Source organism: Thioalkalivibrio sp. ALE19, from assembly GCF_000428605.1.
Lineage (GTDB): Bacteria > Pseudomonadota > Gammaproteobacteria > Ectothiorhodospirales > Ectothiorhodospiraceae > Thioalkalivibrio.
On the sequence record NZ_AUAG01000008.1, the window covers coordinates 25,383 to 40,815 of the forward strand.

General features: G+C 68.1%; 12 protein-coding genes and 1 tRNA gene. 12 read left to right on the forward strand and 1 reads right to left on the reverse strand.

Annotated features, from left to right (window positions below; translation table 11 throughout):
* The first annotated feature begins 44 nt into the window (after window positions 1–44).
* The 5 genes from F787_RS0104100 (at window position 45) to F787_RS0104120 (ending at window position 6,382) form a co-directional block, all read left to right on the forward strand.
* Window positions 45–1,478 (forward strand): MBL fold metallo-hydrolase, encoded by a 1,434-nt coding sequence (locus F787_RS0104100; protein ID WP_028491390.1) that lies wholly within the window; start codon window positions 45–47, stop codon window positions 1,476–1,478.
* A gap of 175 nt (window positions 1,479–1,653) precedes the next feature.
* A complete protein-coding gene (gene hflK / locus F787_RS0104105) occupies window positions 1,654–2,868 on the forward strand; it encodes an FtsH protease activity modulator HflK (protein ID WP_019021772.1) in 1,215 nt (404 codons plus the stop codon).
* Window positions 2,868–3,767 carry a protease modulator HflC gene (gene hflC, locus F787_RS0104110; RefSeq protein WP_019569614.1) on the forward strand — a complete coding sequence of 300 codons (900 nt, stop codon included), beginning with the start codon at window positions 2,868–2,870 and terminating at the stop codon, window positions 3,765–3,767. Before hflK ends, hflC begins: the two co-directional genes overlap by 1 nt.
* Window positions 3,768–3,896: 129 nt before the next feature.
* On the forward strand, window positions 3,897–5,087 hold the full coding sequence (locus F787_RS0104115) for an ATP phosphoribosyltransferase regulatory subunit (RefSeq protein WP_028491391.1): 1,191 nt from the start codon (window positions 3,897–3,899) through the stop codon (window positions 5,085–5,087).
* The gene (locus F787_RS0104120; protein ID WP_018870346.1) at window positions 5,087–6,382 is read left to right on the forward strand and encodes an adenylosuccinate synthase; all 1,296 of its coding nucleotides are present in this window, start codon (window positions 5,087–5,089) and stop codon (window positions 6,380–6,382) included. Before F787_RS0104115 ends, F787_RS0104120 begins: the two co-directional genes overlap by 1 nt.
* A gap of 140 nt (window positions 6,383–6,522) precedes the next feature.
* On the opposite strand, the gene F787_RS0104125 is transcribed toward F787_RS0104120, so the two are convergent.
* Window positions 6,523–6,609: transfer RNA gene (locus tag F787_RS0104125), tRNA-Leu, on the reverse strand.
* Between the two features lie 211 nt (window positions 6,610–6,820).
* Between F787_RS0104125 and rnr the strand changes: the two genes are divergently transcribed.
* From rnr to F787_RS0104160, 7 genes are all read left to right on the forward strand, one after another.
* Complete coding sequence (rnr, locus tag F787_RS0104130) at window positions 6,821–9,577, forward strand: ribonuclease R (RefSeq protein ID WP_028491392.1); 2,757 nt, start codon at window positions 6,821–6,823, stop codon at window positions 9,575–9,577.
* 82 nt (window positions 9,578–9,659) lie between these two features.
* Entirely contained in the window at window positions 9,660–10,442 is a 783-nt protein-coding gene (gene rlmB, locus F787_RS0104135; RefSeq protein WP_018870344.1) for a 23S rRNA (guanosine(2251)-2'-O)-methyltransferase RlmB, read from the forward strand.
* Window positions 10,443–10,526: 84 nt separating this feature from the next.
* Window positions 10,527–10,925, forward strand: coding sequence for a 30S ribosomal protein S6 (rpsF, locus tag F787_RS0104140; protein WP_018870343.1), 399 nt, complete (start codon window positions 10,527–10,529; stop codon window positions 10,923–10,925).
* Window positions 10,926–10,963: 38 nt separating this feature from the next.
* The gene (gene rpsR / locus F787_RS0104145) at window positions 10,964–11,188 is read left to right on the forward strand and encodes a 30S ribosomal protein S18 (protein WP_018870342.1); all 225 of its coding nucleotides are present in this window, start codon (window positions 10,964–10,966) and stop codon (window positions 11,186–11,188) included.
* Between the two features lie 52 nt (window positions 11,189–11,240).
* Complete coding sequence (locus F787_RS0104150; RefSeq protein ID WP_018870341.1) at window positions 11,241–12,179, forward strand: hypothetical protein; 939 nt, start codon at window positions 11,241–11,243, stop codon at window positions 12,177–12,179.
* A 94-nt stretch (window positions 12,180–12,273) separates the two neighbouring features.
* On the forward strand, window positions 12,274–12,723 hold the full coding sequence (gene rplI / locus F787_RS0104155; protein ID WP_018870340.1) for a 50S ribosomal protein L9: 450 nt from the start codon (window positions 12,274–12,276) through the stop codon (window positions 12,721–12,723).
* A gap of 94 nt (window positions 12,724–12,817) precedes the next feature.
* Window positions 12,818–15,427 carry a replicative DNA helicase gene (locus tag F787_RS0104160; protein ID WP_231373393.1) on the forward strand — a complete coding sequence of 870 codons (2,610 nt, stop codon included), beginning with the start codon at window positions 12,818–12,820 and terminating at the stop codon, window positions 15,425–15,427.
* The last annotated feature ends 6 nt before the right edge of the window (window positions 15,428–15,433 follow it).

Here is a 15,433-nt window from a genome sequence, read left to right on the forward strand (position 1 = left end):
AATGGGCAACGCCTGCAATGGCTGCAGGGAAAGGAGGTAGAACGATGATCTTTGAACGTTTCGTGGATCCCGGACTGTCACAGCATTCCTTCGTGGTCGGCTGCCAGGGCAGCGGCGAGATCGCCGTGATCGACCCGCAGCGCGACGTGGATGTCTACCTGGACTATGCGCGGGACCATGGCTATCGCATCGCGTACGTGATGGATACCCACATCCACGCCGACTTTGCTTCGGGCGCCCGCGAGCTGGCGGACAAGACCGGGGCGCGGCTGATGGTCTCCGGTCACGACGCCGGCGAGCATTTCCGGGTGCAGTTCCCGCACGAGGATCTGCACGAAGGGGACCGCATCGACATTGGCAACGTGCGCATCGAGGTCCGTCACACTCCCGGGCATACGCCGGAACATCTGATGTTCGTGGTGTTCGACGGGGCACGGTCGCGTGATGAGCCGATCGCACTGATCACCGGCGACTTCCTGTTCGTCGGCTCGCTGGGCCGGCCCGACCTGCTGGGCGAGGAGGCCAAGCGCGCGCTGGCGCGGCAGATGTTCGCCAGTGTGCGCGACAAGCTGGCCGACCTGCCCGACGGCGTGGAGGTCCACCCGGGGCACGGGGCCGGTTCCGCCTGCGGCGCGGGCATGGCCGGGCGTCCCGTCTCCACCCTGGGTTACGAGCGGGCGACCAACCCCTATCTGGATCCGTCGCTGAGCGAGGACGCCTTCGTGGAGAAGCTGCTGCACGGACTGCCGGAGATCCCGGATTTCTATCCGCGCAACAAGGGCATCAACTCCGAGGGCCCGAAGGACGTCATCCCGCTGCCGGGCATGCAGTCCATCGAACCCGACGAGGTGGCGCGGCGCGTGGAAGCCGGCGAGGTCACGGTGATCGACCTGCGCGATCCGCTGGCGTTCGGGGGCGGCCACGTGCCGGGGGCTCTGGGCATCGGCATCCGCGGCCCGTTCGCCAACTGGGCGGGCTGGGTCACGCCGGATGACCACCCGGTGATCCTGATCGACGGCAGCGGTGACCCCGCAGTGATCGAGCAGGCCGTGCGCAGCATGGTCCGCACCGGGCGCGACTACATCGACGGCTACGTGCGCGGCGGCATGGCCGCCTGGGCGGGCGCCGGCCTGCCGCTGGATACCCTGGCCCAGGTCGATGCCCGCGGAGCCGCGGACCGCGTGGCACGCGGCGAGGCCCGACTGGTGGACGTGCGTACCCCGGCCGAGTACGCCGCGGGGCACGTCGACGCGGCGGTGCATCGCCCCGTGGCGGAGACCCGTGAGGGCGTCCCGGGTGTCGATCCGGAAGAGCCGGTGGCCGTGGTCTGCGGCAGCGGTTATCGTTCGACGGTCGCGGCTTCCATCCTGCAGCGCCTGGGCTATCGCCACGTGATGAACGTGGTCGGCGGAATGGGCGCCTGGGAAGCGGCCGGCGTCGGAGAAGCCTCTCCTTCCGGGCGGCGCGACGCGGCCTGACCCGTCCGCCCCGGCGAGTCGCGGGCCCCGCGGGGCCCGCGATCGTCCGCGGATCGCCCTTCCCTCAACCTGACTCCCGCAGGGGTGCGCTTGCCCGCCCCCGGGTGCCCCCCTAGAATGTCCGCTCCCTGTGCCTTCTCGGCACATCCCGAGCGATCGACGGAGTCCCTGATTCATGCCCTGGAACGAACCGGGAAACAACAACCGCGACCCCTGGAGCGGGGGAGGCGGTAACCGCGGCGGCAGCGGCGGTGGCGGAGGCGGCCAGCAGCCGCCGGATCTGGAGGAGATGCTGCGCAAGCTGTCGCGGCAGCTCAGCGGCATCTTTGGTGGCGGCAACCAGGGCGGAAGCGGCCTGGGCGGCGGCGGCATGGGGCGCGGCTCCCAGGCGCTGATCAGCCTCGGCCTGATCATCGCCCTGGTGGTCTGGATCGCCTCCGGCTTCCACATCGTCTCCGAAGGCGAGCGCGGCGTGGTGCTGCGCTTCGGCGCGTTCCAGGAGGTCAAGAGTCCGGGGCCGGGCTGGCACCTGCCGTATCCCATCGAGCGGATCGAGATCGAGAACGTGGACAACGTGCGGACCATCGAGAGCCGCGCGCTGATGCTCACCGGCGACGAGAACATCATCGATGTCGACATCGCGGTGCAGTACCGCATCCTCGACCTGGTCGATTTCCTGTTCAATGTCCGCAACCCGGATGCCACCGTGCATCAGGTCATGGAGTCGGCCATCCGTGAACGGGTCGGCAAGGGCAATCTTGAATTCATCCTCGGCGAGGGCCGCGGCGAGATCGCCCAGTCCACCCGCACGGTGATGCAGGAGAACCTTGATGCCTACGGCGCCGGGATCGTGGTGACCGCGGTCTCCATGCAGCAGGCCCAGCCGCCGGAGGCGGTGCAGGAAGCCTTTGCCGATGCCATCCGTGCACGCGAGGACGAGGTCCGCTTCCGCAACGAGGCCGAGGCCTACGCCAACGGCGTGATCCCGCGGGCGCGCGGTCAGGCGGCCCGTATCATCGAGGAAGCCGAGGGCTATCGCGATCAGGTCGTGGCCCGGGCGGAAGGTGATGCGTCCCGTTTCGATCAGTTGCTGGCCGAGTACCAGCAGGCCCCCGAGGTCACGCGTGATCGCCTCTATCTCGAGGCGGTGGAAGCCGTGCTCCAGGATTCGCGCAAGCTGATGCTGGACGTGGGCGCCAGCGGCAATCTGATGATGCTGCCGCTGGGCGAGATGTTCTCCGGTCAGCCGGGCACCCGCAATTCGGGTGATGCGCCGACGCCGCGTCCGCTGGATACCGGACGCGGCGCCCTCGGGGGTGCCTCCGGAACCACCGGAAGTGGTTCCATGACCCGTGATACCGAGAGCCTGCGCTCGCGGGAGGTTCGCTGATGCTGCGTATTGCCGGAATTGCCGTGGTGGTCATCGGGATCGTCGTGGCCCTGTCGACCTACACCGTTGACGAGCGCGAGCGCGTGATCAAGTTCGCCCTGGGGGAACTGCGCGAGGTGGACCAGGAGCCGGGGCTGCATTTCAAGTTCCCGCTGATCCAGAACGTCGAGAAGTTCGATGCCCGGATCATGACCCTGAACATCCCGCCGGACCGGTTCCTGACCAGCGAGGCGAAGAACATCATCGTGGATTTCTACGCCAAGTGGCGGATCAACGATGTCGGTCAGTTCTACCGCGCGACCCGTGGTGACGAGCGACTGGCCGAGGAACGCCTGTCGCAGATCCTGCGGGACGGGATGCGTAACGAATTCGCCCGCTACGAGCTGCAGGACGTGGTTGCCGGCGAGCGCCTGACTATCATGGGCGCGGTGCGCCAGGCCGCCCTGGAGACGGCGCTGGAGCTGGGGGTCGATCTGGTGGATGTGCGCATCCGTCGCATGGACCTGCCGGACGAGGTGTCCGAGTCGGTGTTCGACCGGATGCGGGCCGAGCGCGAACGTGTGGCGCAGGACTTCCGCGCCCGGGGGCAGGAGGAGGCCGAGCGGATTCGTTCGCGTGCCGACCGCGATCGCACGGTGATCCTGGCGAACGCGTACCGTGACTCCGAGGAGATCCGCGGGGCGGGCGATGCCCGGGCCACCGAGATCCTGGGTACCTCCTTCGGCGAAGATGAAGAGTTCTTCCGCTTCTATCGCAGCCTGATCGCCTACCGCAACAGCCTGCAGGGCGAGAACAGCACGTTCGTGCTGGAACCGAACTCGGAGTTCTTCCAGTTCTTCAACGCTCCGGGCGGCGAGCGTCCGTCCCGGGCCCCGCAGCTGCCGCAGCCCGCCGAGTGATCGTGCGGCCGGCCCCGCTGCGGGGCCGGTGCGGACAGGCTCTGCCAACCACAAGCCGGGCCCGCACCGCGGGCCCTTCTTCTGGCCAGCCCGCCTGCGGACGGGTCAGGCCGTGCAGGCAAGGATGACATGACGGAAATCAATCGCTGGCTGCTGCCGGACGGACTCGAAGAGGCGCTGCCGGATTCGGCACGGCGCCTGGAGGGCCTGCGGCGGCGTGTGCTCGACCATTTCGATGTCTGGGGCTACGACCATGTGATGCCGCCGCTGGCGGAATACCTGGAGTCGTTGCTGACCGGTGCCGGCCACGAGCTGGATCTGCAGACGTTCAAGCTGACCGATCAGCTGACCGGTCGTTTGATGGGTGTGCGTGCGGATCTGACGCCGCAGGTCGCGCGCATCGACGCCCACCGCCAGCATGTGGAGGGGGCCAACCGGCTGTGCTATGTCGGCACGACGCTGCGTGCGCGTGCCGACGAATGGTCGGGGTCTCGCAGTCCGCTGCAGGCCGGGGCCGAGCTTTTCGGACACGACGGTCTGGATTCCGATGTCGAGATCATCCGTCTGATGCTGGCCACCCTGGAGGTCTGCGGTGTGCGCCGCCCGAGCATGGATCTGGGGCACGTCGGGATCTTCCGCAGTCTTGCCCGGGCCGCGCGTCTGGAGCCGGAGCAGGAGCGCGCCTTCTTCGATCAGCTGCAGCGCAAGAGCATCCCCGAAATCGAACAGACCCTGGCGCAATGGCGTGAGGCGGGCCTCGACCCCGATCTGGCCGACGCCCTGCGTGCCCTGCCGGATCTCAATGGCGGACCCGAGGTCCTGGCGAGCGCGCGCGCCGCGCTGGGCAGGGCGCCCGCAGAGGTGCATGCGGCCCTGGATCACCTTGCGGCGGTGGTGGATGCGCTGCAGGCGCTGGATACCGACGTGGATCTGCACGTGGACGTTGCGGAGTTGCGTGGCTATGCCTATCACACCGGTCTGGTCTTCGCTGCCTTTATCCCCGGGTCGGGACAGGCCATCGCCCGGGGCGGGCGCTACAACGAGATCGGCCGCGTTTTCGGGCGGGCGCGCTCGGCCACCGGTTTCAGTACCGACCTGCGCGAGCTGGTCCGGCACGGCGACGCCGGCGGCGATCCGGCGCGGCCGCGTGAATGCGTGCTCGCGCCCGCCGGAACCGATCCGGAGCTCGAGGCCGCGGTGCGCGAGCTGCGCGGGCGCGGCGTGCGGGTGGTCCGCGAGCTGCGCGGCGAGACACCGGTGGCGGATGGGGTCGCGCGCCTGGAGTACCGCAATGAACAATGGACGGTGGTGGAGCACTGATGGGACGTTTCGTAGTCGTACTGGGCAGTCAGTGGGGTGACGAGGGCAAGGGCAAGATCGTCGACCGACTGACCGAGGATGCCGCGGCGGTAGTGCGCTTCCAGGGCGGGCACAACGCCGGCCACACGCTGGTGATCGATGGCGAGAAGACGGTGCTGCACCTGATCCCCTCGGGCATCCTGCGTGAAGGGGTGGAGTGCATGATCGGCAACGGCGTGGTGCTGTCGCCGGAAGCCCTGCTCAAGGAGATGGACGAGCTCGAGGCCCGCGGCGTGCCGGTGACCGATCGCCTGCGGCTGTCGGACTCCTGCCAGCTGATCCTGCCATACCACGTGGCGCTGGATCATGCGCGCGAGAAGGCGCGCGGCAAGGCGGCCATCGGTACCACGGGCCGCGGCATCGGTCCCGCCTACGAGGACAAGGTCGCGCGGCGCGGACTGCGCCTGGATGACCTGTTCCATCGCGAGCGTCTGGCGGCCAAGCTCGGCGAGGTGATGGATTACCACAACTTTGCCCTGAAACATTATTTCGGGGCTGCGACGGTGGATCATCAGCAGGTGCTGGAGCAGTGCCTCGAGCATGCCGAGCGCCTCAAGCCGATGGTGACCGACGTCGCCGGCCGTCTGCACGAACTGCGTGCGGCGGGCCGCGACGTGATGTTCGAGGGGGCACAGGGTACGCTGCTGGACATCGATCACGGGACCTATCCGTTCGTGACCTCCTCCAGCACGACCGCCGGCGGCGCCTCCACCGGTTCGGGGGTGGGCCCGCGCGATCTGGATTATGTGCTGGGGATCACCAAGGCATACACCACGCGGGTCGGGGCCGGACCCTTTCCCACCGAGCTGTTCGACAACATGGGGGAACACCTCGCGCGCCGCGGCAACGAATTCGGTTCCACCACCGGGCGTGCGCGCCGCTGCGGGTGGTTCGATGCGGTGGCGCTGCGGCGCGCGGTCGCGGTGAACAGCATCAGTGGTCTGTGCATGACCAAGCTGGACGTGCTCGACGGTCTGGAGACGGTCCAGATCTGCACCGGTTACGACGTTGACGGCCGTCGCGTGGAGATCCCGCCCGCGGGGGCGGAGGCCTACGATTCGTGTACGCCGGTCTACGAGGAGATGCCGGGCTGGCAGGAATCCACTGTCGGGGTGCGGGAGTATGCGCAGCTTCCCGCCAATGCGCGCGCCTACCTGGAGCGCCTGTCCGAGGTGGTGGGTGTTCCGATCGACATGATTTCCACCGGACCGGACCGTGACGAGACGCTGGTGATGCGCGACCCGTTCCGGGGCTGACGGGGGTGGCCGTCCGGTCCGGTTGCGGGCCGGGTGGCGACCGCACATGCAAAGACGCCCCGCAGGCCATTGCCATGCGAGCGATTGCGGACGCGGGATCTGAGGATTGCTTCGGGCACGAAGCGGGAAGCGAATAAAAATGGTGCCGAGGAGAGGACTTGAACCTCCACGGGGTTACCCCCACTAGCACCTGAAGCTAGCGCGTCTACCATTTCCGCCACCTCGGCACTTGAGGTCGGCCCTGTGAGGGGGCCTGCGCTTCAGGAACGCGTAAGGTAATCCGCGCTGGCGGATCTGTCAAACCCTGCGAGCTCCGCAGATGAAAGAAATGCGCCCGCGCCGCATCGGGGCCATAATGGGCACCGGGCCGGCTCCGGCCTGTCACTGCCGCGGGCACCTCGGGTGCGCGGCACAACACCAGAAGAAAGAGTTCACTGAATGCCAGGAAAACGCAGCAAGCCGCAGGTCGACCCCAACCTCGAACGCGAGGCGCAGAAGTACGACAACCCCATCCCCAGCCGCGAGTACATCCTCGACCTGCTGCAGCTCGAGGGGAACCCGCTGTCCTTCGAGGAAATCGCCGGGCGTCTCGGCATCGAGGACGAGGAACGGCTGGAGGCCCTGAGGCGGCGGCTCAAGGCGATGGAGCGTGACGGTCAGGCGCTGTGCAACCGTCGGGGTGCCTACCTCCCGGTCAATCAGGAAGACCTGATCCGCGGGCGCGTGATCGGCCATCCCGACGGCTTTGGTTTCCTGGTGCCGGACGAGCAGGATGACGACCTGTTCCTGTCGCCGAAGCAGATGCGGGGGGTGTTCCACGGGGACCGCGCGGTGGCGCGCGTCATGGGCGTGGACCGGCGCGGGCGTCGTGAGGGCGGCATCGTCGAGGTGCTGGAGCGCAACACCACCCAGGTGGTCGGGCGTCTGCGCATCGAGGACGGCGTGGGCCTGCTGACCCCGGACAACAAGCGCATCACCCACGAGATCCTGGTACCGCCGGACGGTCTGGGCGAGGCGCAGGACGACCAGATCGTGGTCGTGCGCATCCGCGAGATGGCTTCGCGCAAGTCGCGTCTGCGCGGTGACGTGGTGGAGGTCCTGGGCGAGCACATGGCACCGGGGATGGAGATCGACATCGCGATCCGTGCCCAGGGTCTGCCGTTCGAATGGCCGGACGAGGTCACCGAAGCGGCGGACAAGCTGGGTGATTCGGTACCGGAAAAGGCGAAGAAGGGGCGGCTGGATCTGCGCGACAAGCCGTTCGTGACCATCGACGGCAGCGATGCGCGGGACTTTGACGATGCCCTGTATTGCGAGCCCGAAGGCAAGGGCTGGCGGCTGTGGGTCGCGATCGCCGATGTGTCGCACTACGTCGAGCCGGATTCCGCGCTGGATCGCGAGGCGGTCAATCGCGCGACCTCGGCGTATTTCCCCGAGCAGGTGATCCCGATGCTGCCCGAGGCGCTGTCCAACGGGCTGTGCTCGCTGAATCCGGACGTCGACCGCCTGAGCATGGTCTGCGAGATGGAGATCGGTGCCCGCGGGGCGCTGAAGAGCTACCGGTTCCACGAGGGCGTGATTCGCTCGCATGCCCGGCTGATCTATGACGATGTGGCCGCAATGCTCGCGGGCGATGAGGGCCTGCGCGAGCAGAACGCGCAGGTGCTGCCGCACGTGGAGGAACTGCACCGGGTGTTCAAGGCGCTGCACGCGGCGCGCAACCGCCGTGGTGCGATCGATTTCGATTCCACCGAGACACAGATCGTGTTCGGCGAGGACCGCAAGATCGAGCGCATCGTGCCGGTGGAGCGCACCGATGCCCACCGCCTGGTCGAGGAATGCATGATCATGGCCAACGTGGCCGCGGCGCGCTTCCTCAAGAAGCACAAGGTCCCGGCGCTTTATCGCAACCACGATCAGCCGCCCACAGAGAAGGTCGAGGAGCTGCGTGAATTCCTCAATGGCGCGGGTCTGTCCCTGGGCGGAGGCGACGAGCCGACCCCGCGGGACTACACCGAGGTCCTCAAGGCGGCGAAGCAGCGCACGGACCAGAAACTGATCCAGACGGTCCTGCTGCGTTCGCTGTCGCAGGCGGTCTATTCACCCGACCTCGGCGGGCATTTCGGCCTGGCGCTGGATGACTACGCGCATTTCACCTCGCCGATCCGGCGCTATCCGGACCTGCTGGTCCATCGGGGCATTCGCCACGTGCTGCGCAACGGCAGCAACAAGGGCTTCCCCTATACCCATCAGCGCATGGAGGGCCTCGGCGAGCACTGCTCGATGGCCGAACGCCGCGCCGAAGACGCCACCCGGGACGTCGAGGCCTGGCTGAAGGCCGAGTACATGCAGGACAAGGTCGGGGATGTGTTTACCGGCATCGTCTCGGGCGTGACCGGGTTCGGCCTGTTCGTGGAGATCCAGGGGGTGTACATCGAGGGCCTGGTGCATGTCTCCAGCCTCGACAACGACTTCTACCACTTCGATCCCAAGCGCCACACCCTCACGGGCGAGCGCGCCGGCCGCGTGTTCCGCATCGGTGACGAGCTCCAGGTACAGCTGGTGCGGGTGAGTCTGGATGACCGCAAGATCGATCTGGCCCTGGCCGGTGAGTCGAAGCCCGCGGAGAAGGCTGCACCGGCCGGGCGCCCGGCCGGTCGCAAGGGCCCGGGCGGAGGTCCCGGTGCCGGCGGGAAGAAGCGTGGCAGCGCCCGCGACAACGCCCGTCGCAAGCGTCGCGCCAGAGGAGGCGATGCGGAGACGGGCGGGGGCCCGGCTGCTGGCCCGGATGCGGGCCCGGTGTCCGACGATTCCGCACCCGCCGACAGCGAAGGCGAACACGCAGCGGCAGAATCGGCCCCGGAATCGGCGCCGGAGCCCGCCGGTGACGACGCACCGAAGAAGAAGGGCCGGCGGCGCGGCCGTCGGCGCAGCAAGCCTTCCGCGGAGGAGGGTGACGCCGCCGCGCAGGGTGCCGACGGGCCCGGCGGGGGTGCTGCCTCCGAAGAGGACCCCGCAGATGCTCCGGAGCCGGGCAACGAGCGGCTTCCGGAGCCCGAGGCCGTTCCGGACAAGGATGGCAACACCATCCCTGACGCGGATGCCTCCGGCCCGGGCGGCTCCGGAGACGGCGAAACCGGGGACAAGCCGGGACGGCGTCGGAGCCGTCGCCGGCGCCCGACATCTTCTTCCTGATCGATGCACGGATGTCCGACGTTGCGGGTGCCGTTGCGGGCGTTCTGTCCGTACCGCGACCGAAAATGCGGGGACGTGCGGGATGAGCCGTAGCGGCGGAAAGGGGCGCTCCCGGGGCGAGGCCTTCGGCGGGATCCATGCGGTGGCATCGCTGCTCGAGCGTGCTCCGGAGCGGATCAAGAGCCTGCAGCTCGCGCGCGGCGAGGTGGATGCATCCCTGCAGCGCATCCTGGAGCGCGCCGGTACGCGGGGAGTGGCGGTGGAGCGGGTGGCCCGCGAGCGCCTGGACCAGCAGCACCCCGGATTTCAGCACCAGGGCGTGATCGTGCACTGTACGCCCCGCCCGGTGGTGGACGAGCGCGAGCTGCGCCAACGCGTGGAGGCCGGCCTGGATCTGGTGCTGGTGCTGGATGGCGTCACCGATCCGCACAACCTCGGCGCCTGCCTGCGCACGGCGGACGCCGCAGGCGCCGGGGCCCTGGTCGTCCCGCGCCACCACAGTGCTCCATTGACCCCGGCGGCGATCAAGGTGGCCTCCGGCGCGGCGGAGACCGTGCCGGTGGTGAGCGTGGGCAATCTCGCCCGCACCCTCGCCGCGCTGAAGGAGTCCGGCATGTGGGCCACGGGGCTGGACGGCGAGGCGCAGGAGGTCCTGTATGACGTCGATCTGCGCCCGCCCACCGCGATCGTCATGGGCGCCGAGGGCGAGGGCCTGCGACGCCTGACCCGCGAGGCCTGCGATCATCTGGCGCACATACCCATGGCCGGCACCGTGGAGAGCCTGAACGTTTCGGTCGCCACCGGCGTGTCGCTGTTCGAAGTCCGGCGCCAGCGCCGTGTTGTGACCGCGGGCAACATCGGTTAACGTATTGCGCCTTTCCGCCCGTCGTTCGGGCGGTTCCTTGCCTCACCGGCGCACCGGGAGGCTGTTACCCGCAAGGAGTTGGATATGCGTCACTATGAAGTCGTGTTTCTGGTCCATCCCGACCAGAGCGAGCAGGTCCCGGCGATGATCGAGCGCTACAAGGGTCTGGTGGAAGGCCACAGCGGCACGGTCCACCGTCTGGAGGACTGGGGCCGCCGGCAGCTCGCCTACCCCATCCAGAAGCTGGTCAAGGCCCACTACGTGCTGATGAACATCGAGGCCGACGAGGCCGCGATGGAAGAGCTCGACAGCGCCTTCCGCTTCAACGATGCGGTGCTGCGTCACCTGTCCATCCGCATGGATCGTGCGATCACCGAAGCGTCCCCGCTGGCCAAGGGCCGCGAGGAAGAAGAAGGCAAGGGCAGCCGCCGCCGCGAGGACGCCTCCGCGGACGAGTCGGCCGAAGCCCCCGCCGACGAGTGATCCCGAACCCCACCCCCGTTTACTGAAGGAGATCGGACATGGCCCGTTTCCCGCGTCGTCGCAAGTTCTGCCGGTTCACCGCCGAAGGTATCGAGTACATCGATTACAAGGACCTGAACCTGCTGAAGAATTACATCACCGAGACCGGCAAGATCGTGCCCAGCCGCGTCACCGGCACCAGCGCCAAGTACCAGCGTCAGCTGTCCACGGCGGTCAAGCGCGCGCGTTTTCTCGCGCTGCTTCCGTACAGCGATACGCATTGATCGGCGCCTGAACGCTGCCTGATCGCCGCCCGCCGGGCGGAGTGCAACGGTCATGCAGATCCTCGCCGAATTCGCGATGAAGAGCCGGGGCCGCGCCGTGGGTGCGGTCGCCGGCTTTGGTATTGCCGGGCTGTTCCTGCCGCCGGTATCCATCGTCAGCAGTGCCCTGGTGGCCCTGGTCGGGCTGCGCCTGGGGCTGACTCAGGCCCTGGTCGTCCTCGCGATCGCCTCCGCCCTGCTGGGCGCGGCCCTGTGGGGTCTGAGCCCCGGAACACCGGGACCGGCGGTGCTGCTGGCCGGTGTCATCCAGTGGCTTCCGGTGGCCCTGCTGGCCGAGCTGTTGCGGCGCACGGTGTCCTGGCGCATCACCCTCAAGGCCGGGGCGCTGGTTGCCGGTGCCGGGGTGTTGCTGATGCACGCCCTGGTGCCGGATGCCGAGGCCTTCTGGGTGCGGGCCGGCATGGAGTTGCTGGCGCCGCTGGTGGAGACCGGCGAGGCGGCCGCGCGCGAAGAGCTCGAGGCGGTGCTGGCCGACCTTGCGCCCTACCTGGCCGGGCTGCTGGCCGGCATCGTGCTGCTGAGCGTGACCCTGGCGATGCTGATCGCCCGCTACTGGCAGGCGGCGCTGTACAACCCCGGGGCCTTCGGCGCGGAATTCCGCGCCCTGCAGCTGGGGCCGGGCGTCAGCGCCGCCGCGGTTGTGCTGCTCGCGGTGGGGCAGCTGGTGCCGTCGCCGCTGGCGATGGAGCTGGCGTTCATCCTGGGGGTGCTGTTCTTCCTCCAGGGGATCGCCCTGATGCATGCGCTGACGCATGGCCAGGGCATGAGCGTGTTCTGGCTGGTGGGCATGTACATTTTGATGGCCCTGGCGTTGCCGCAGATGTTCCTGCTGCTGGCCACCATCGGGGTCATCGACGCGTGGGCGGATATCCGCCGGCGCATGGGGATCGGTCGCGAGCGCGATGCCGGCGACGATCCCCCGGAATCCTGAGCGTGTGACGCGCGCGGTTCGGCCGGCGCGGCACACGGTGTAGAATACGGCCCGACCTCGGGTCGCTGGTTCAATCGTTGACGGGAAGACCAAGATGGAAGTCATTCTGCTGGAAAAGATCGACAACCTGGGCGGGCTGGGCGATCGTGTCCGCGTGCGCCCCGGTTTTGCGCGCAACTACCTCCTGCCGCAGGGCAAGGCGGCCTTCGCCACCGCGGAGAACATCGCCGAGTTCGAGGCGCGCCGTGCCGAGCTGGAAAAGGCCGCGGCCGAGGCCGTGGCGGCCGCCGAAGCCCGTCGCGAAAAGCTCGACGGCATGGATCTGGAGATCCGGGCCAAGGTCGGCGCCGAAGGCAAGCTGTTCGGTTCGGTGAGCCCGGCCGACATCGCCGACGCGCTGACCGCGAAGGGTGTGGAAGTGGAGAAAAAGGAAGTGCGCATGCCCGAGGGGCCGCTGCGGGCGACCGGCGAGTTCGAGGTGGGCGTTCACCTGTACTCGGGTGTCGACGCGGAGATCCGCGTCACCGTCACCCCCGAGGAGTGAGGCTCCCGATGGCGGACGGGCGGACCGCCGGGCGGGCCGCTGCCGCCGCGGGCCCGCATGATGGCGGCGGGGGCACGGCATGGCGATGACCGACATGCCGCGCGTCCCGCCGCATTCCGAGGAGGCGGAACAGTCCGTCCTCGGCGGTCTGATGCTCGACAACGGGGCCTGGGACCGGGTCGCTGACCGCATTACCGCGGACGACTTTTATCGCCATGACCACCGCGTGCTGTACCGGGCGATCGGGCAGCTGGCGGAGCGCAATGCTCCGTTCGACGTGGTGACGGTTTCCGAACAGCTGGAACGCACCGCCGAACTGGAAGCCGCCGGCGGCATGGCCTATCTTGGCCAGCTCGCCAGTGACACCCCTTCGGCCGCGAACATCGTGGCCTATGCGGACATCGTCCGCGAACGCTCCATTCTGCGCTCGCTGATCACGGTTGGCACCGAGATCGCCGATTCGGCATTCGTGCCCGAGGGGCGCGATTCCAAGCAGCTGCTGGACGAGGCGGAACAGAAGGTGTTCCGCATTGCCGAGCTGGGCGCGCGCGGGGCCCAGGGCTTTCGCGGGATGAAGCCCCTGCTGGCGTCCGCGGTCGAGCAGATCGAGTTCCTCTACGAGAGCACCAGCCCGATCACCGGCATCGCGACCGGTTATCAGGACCTGGACGAGCTCACCTCGGGGCTCAATCCTTCCGATCTGGTGATCGTTGCGGGACGCCCGTCGATGGGCAAGACCAGTTTCGCGATGAACATCGCCGAATATGTGGCGATGAAGAATCAGGAACCGGTGGCGATCTTCTCCATGGAGATGCCGGGCGAGCAGATCGCGATGCGCCTGCTGTCCTCCATGGGCCGGATCAACCAGCAGAAGCTGCGTTCCGGGCGCCTGGACGACGGCGACTGGCCGCGCCTGACCAGCGCCGTGCAGATGCTCTCCGGGGCGCCGCTGTTCGTCGACGACACCCCGGCGCTGACGCCCACCGAGCTGCGCGCCCGTGCGCGGCGCCTGATGCGCGAGCACAAGGGCCTCAAGCTCATCGTGGTCGACTACCTCCAGCTGATGCAGTACCCGGGCTCCGGGGATAACCGCGCCCACGAGATCTCCGAGATCTCGCGCTCGCTCAAGGCCCTGGCCAAGGAGCTGGAGGTCCCGGTGATCGCGCTGTCACAGCTCAACCGTTCGCTGGAACAGCGCCCGAACAAGCGCCCGGTGATGTCGGACCTGCGCGAATGCGTGACCGGAGATACCCGGGTCGTACTTGCGGATGGCCGCCATGTTCCGATTCGGGACCTGGTGGGTGCGACGCCGGCGGTGGTCTCGGTGGGTTCCGGCAGCCGGATGGAACCGGCCCATACCGACCTGGTCTGGTCGGTCGGGACCCGCCCCGTCGTGCGGGTGCGTCTGGCCAGTGGTCGCAGTATCCGCTGCACCCCGGACCATCGTCTGCGGGCGCTGTACGACTGGAAGCAGGTTCGGGAACTGGCCCCGGGCGACCGTCTGGCGATGGCACGGCGGATCCCCGAGCCGGTAGACGCCGGGGCCTGGCCGGAACATGAGCTGATTCTTCTGGCCCACCTCCTGGGCGATGGCAGTTACGTCAAGGGGCAGCCCCTGCGTTACACCACCGCGAGCGAACACAACAGTGAAACCGTGGCTGCCGCGGCGCGCGCCATGGGCTCGGAGGTCATGCGATACCCGGGTCGCGGAAAGTGGCACCAACTGGTGATTCGCGGCAACGGCAATCGCTGGCACCCGGCAGGGGTGGGCGCATGGCTGAAGGGGCTCGGCGTCTTCGGCCAGCGTTCCCGCGAGAAACACGTTCCCGAAGGGATCTACCGGCAACCCCGGGAACCGCTGGCGCTGTTCCTGCGCCATCTGTGGGCGACCGACGGCAGCATCACGACCGCCAGCAGCGGACGCCATCGCATCTATTTTTCCACCGCCAGCGAACGTCTGGCACAGGATGTTGCGGCACTGCTGCTGCGATTCGGTATCGTGGCCCGGATACGCCATGTGGTGGCCGCGAACAGTGAGGGATGGTTTACGGTAGACATCTCGGGGGGCGAGCAACAGCAGACGTTCCTGCGCGAGATCGGCGCCGTGGGCGAGCAGGAAGGGATCGCCCGCCGGATGCTCAGCTCCCTGGAGCGTTCCGGCGGCGGAACCAACACGGACACGCTGCCGCAGGAAGTCTTCGACCATGTTCGCCAACGGATGTGGCAACAGGGGGTCAGCCATCGCCACATGGCGGCCTCCCGGGGCACTGCGTACGGTGGCAACGCCCATTTCGGCTTTGCTCCGTCGCGCCAGACCCTGTCGAGTTATGCCGAGATCCTTGACGATCCCTGGCTGGACGAACTGGCCTCCGACGATCTGTTCTGGGATCGGGTGGTGTCCGTCGAGGAGGAGGGGGAGGAAGAGGTCTTCGACCTGACCGTCCCCGGAAATGCCTGCTGGCTGGCGGACGGCATCGTTAGCCACAACTCGGGAGCGATTGAACAGGATGCAGACATCATCGCGTTCGTTTATCGCGACGAGGTCTATAACGAAGAATCGCCGGACAAGGGCACCGCCGAGATCATCATCGGCAAGCAGCGTAACGGGCCGATCGGCACCGTGCGGCTGACCTTCCGTGGCCAGTTCACCCGCTTCGAGAACTACGCCCCGGACGTGTACGGCGAGGTGGGCCCGGAGGGCTAGTCACGA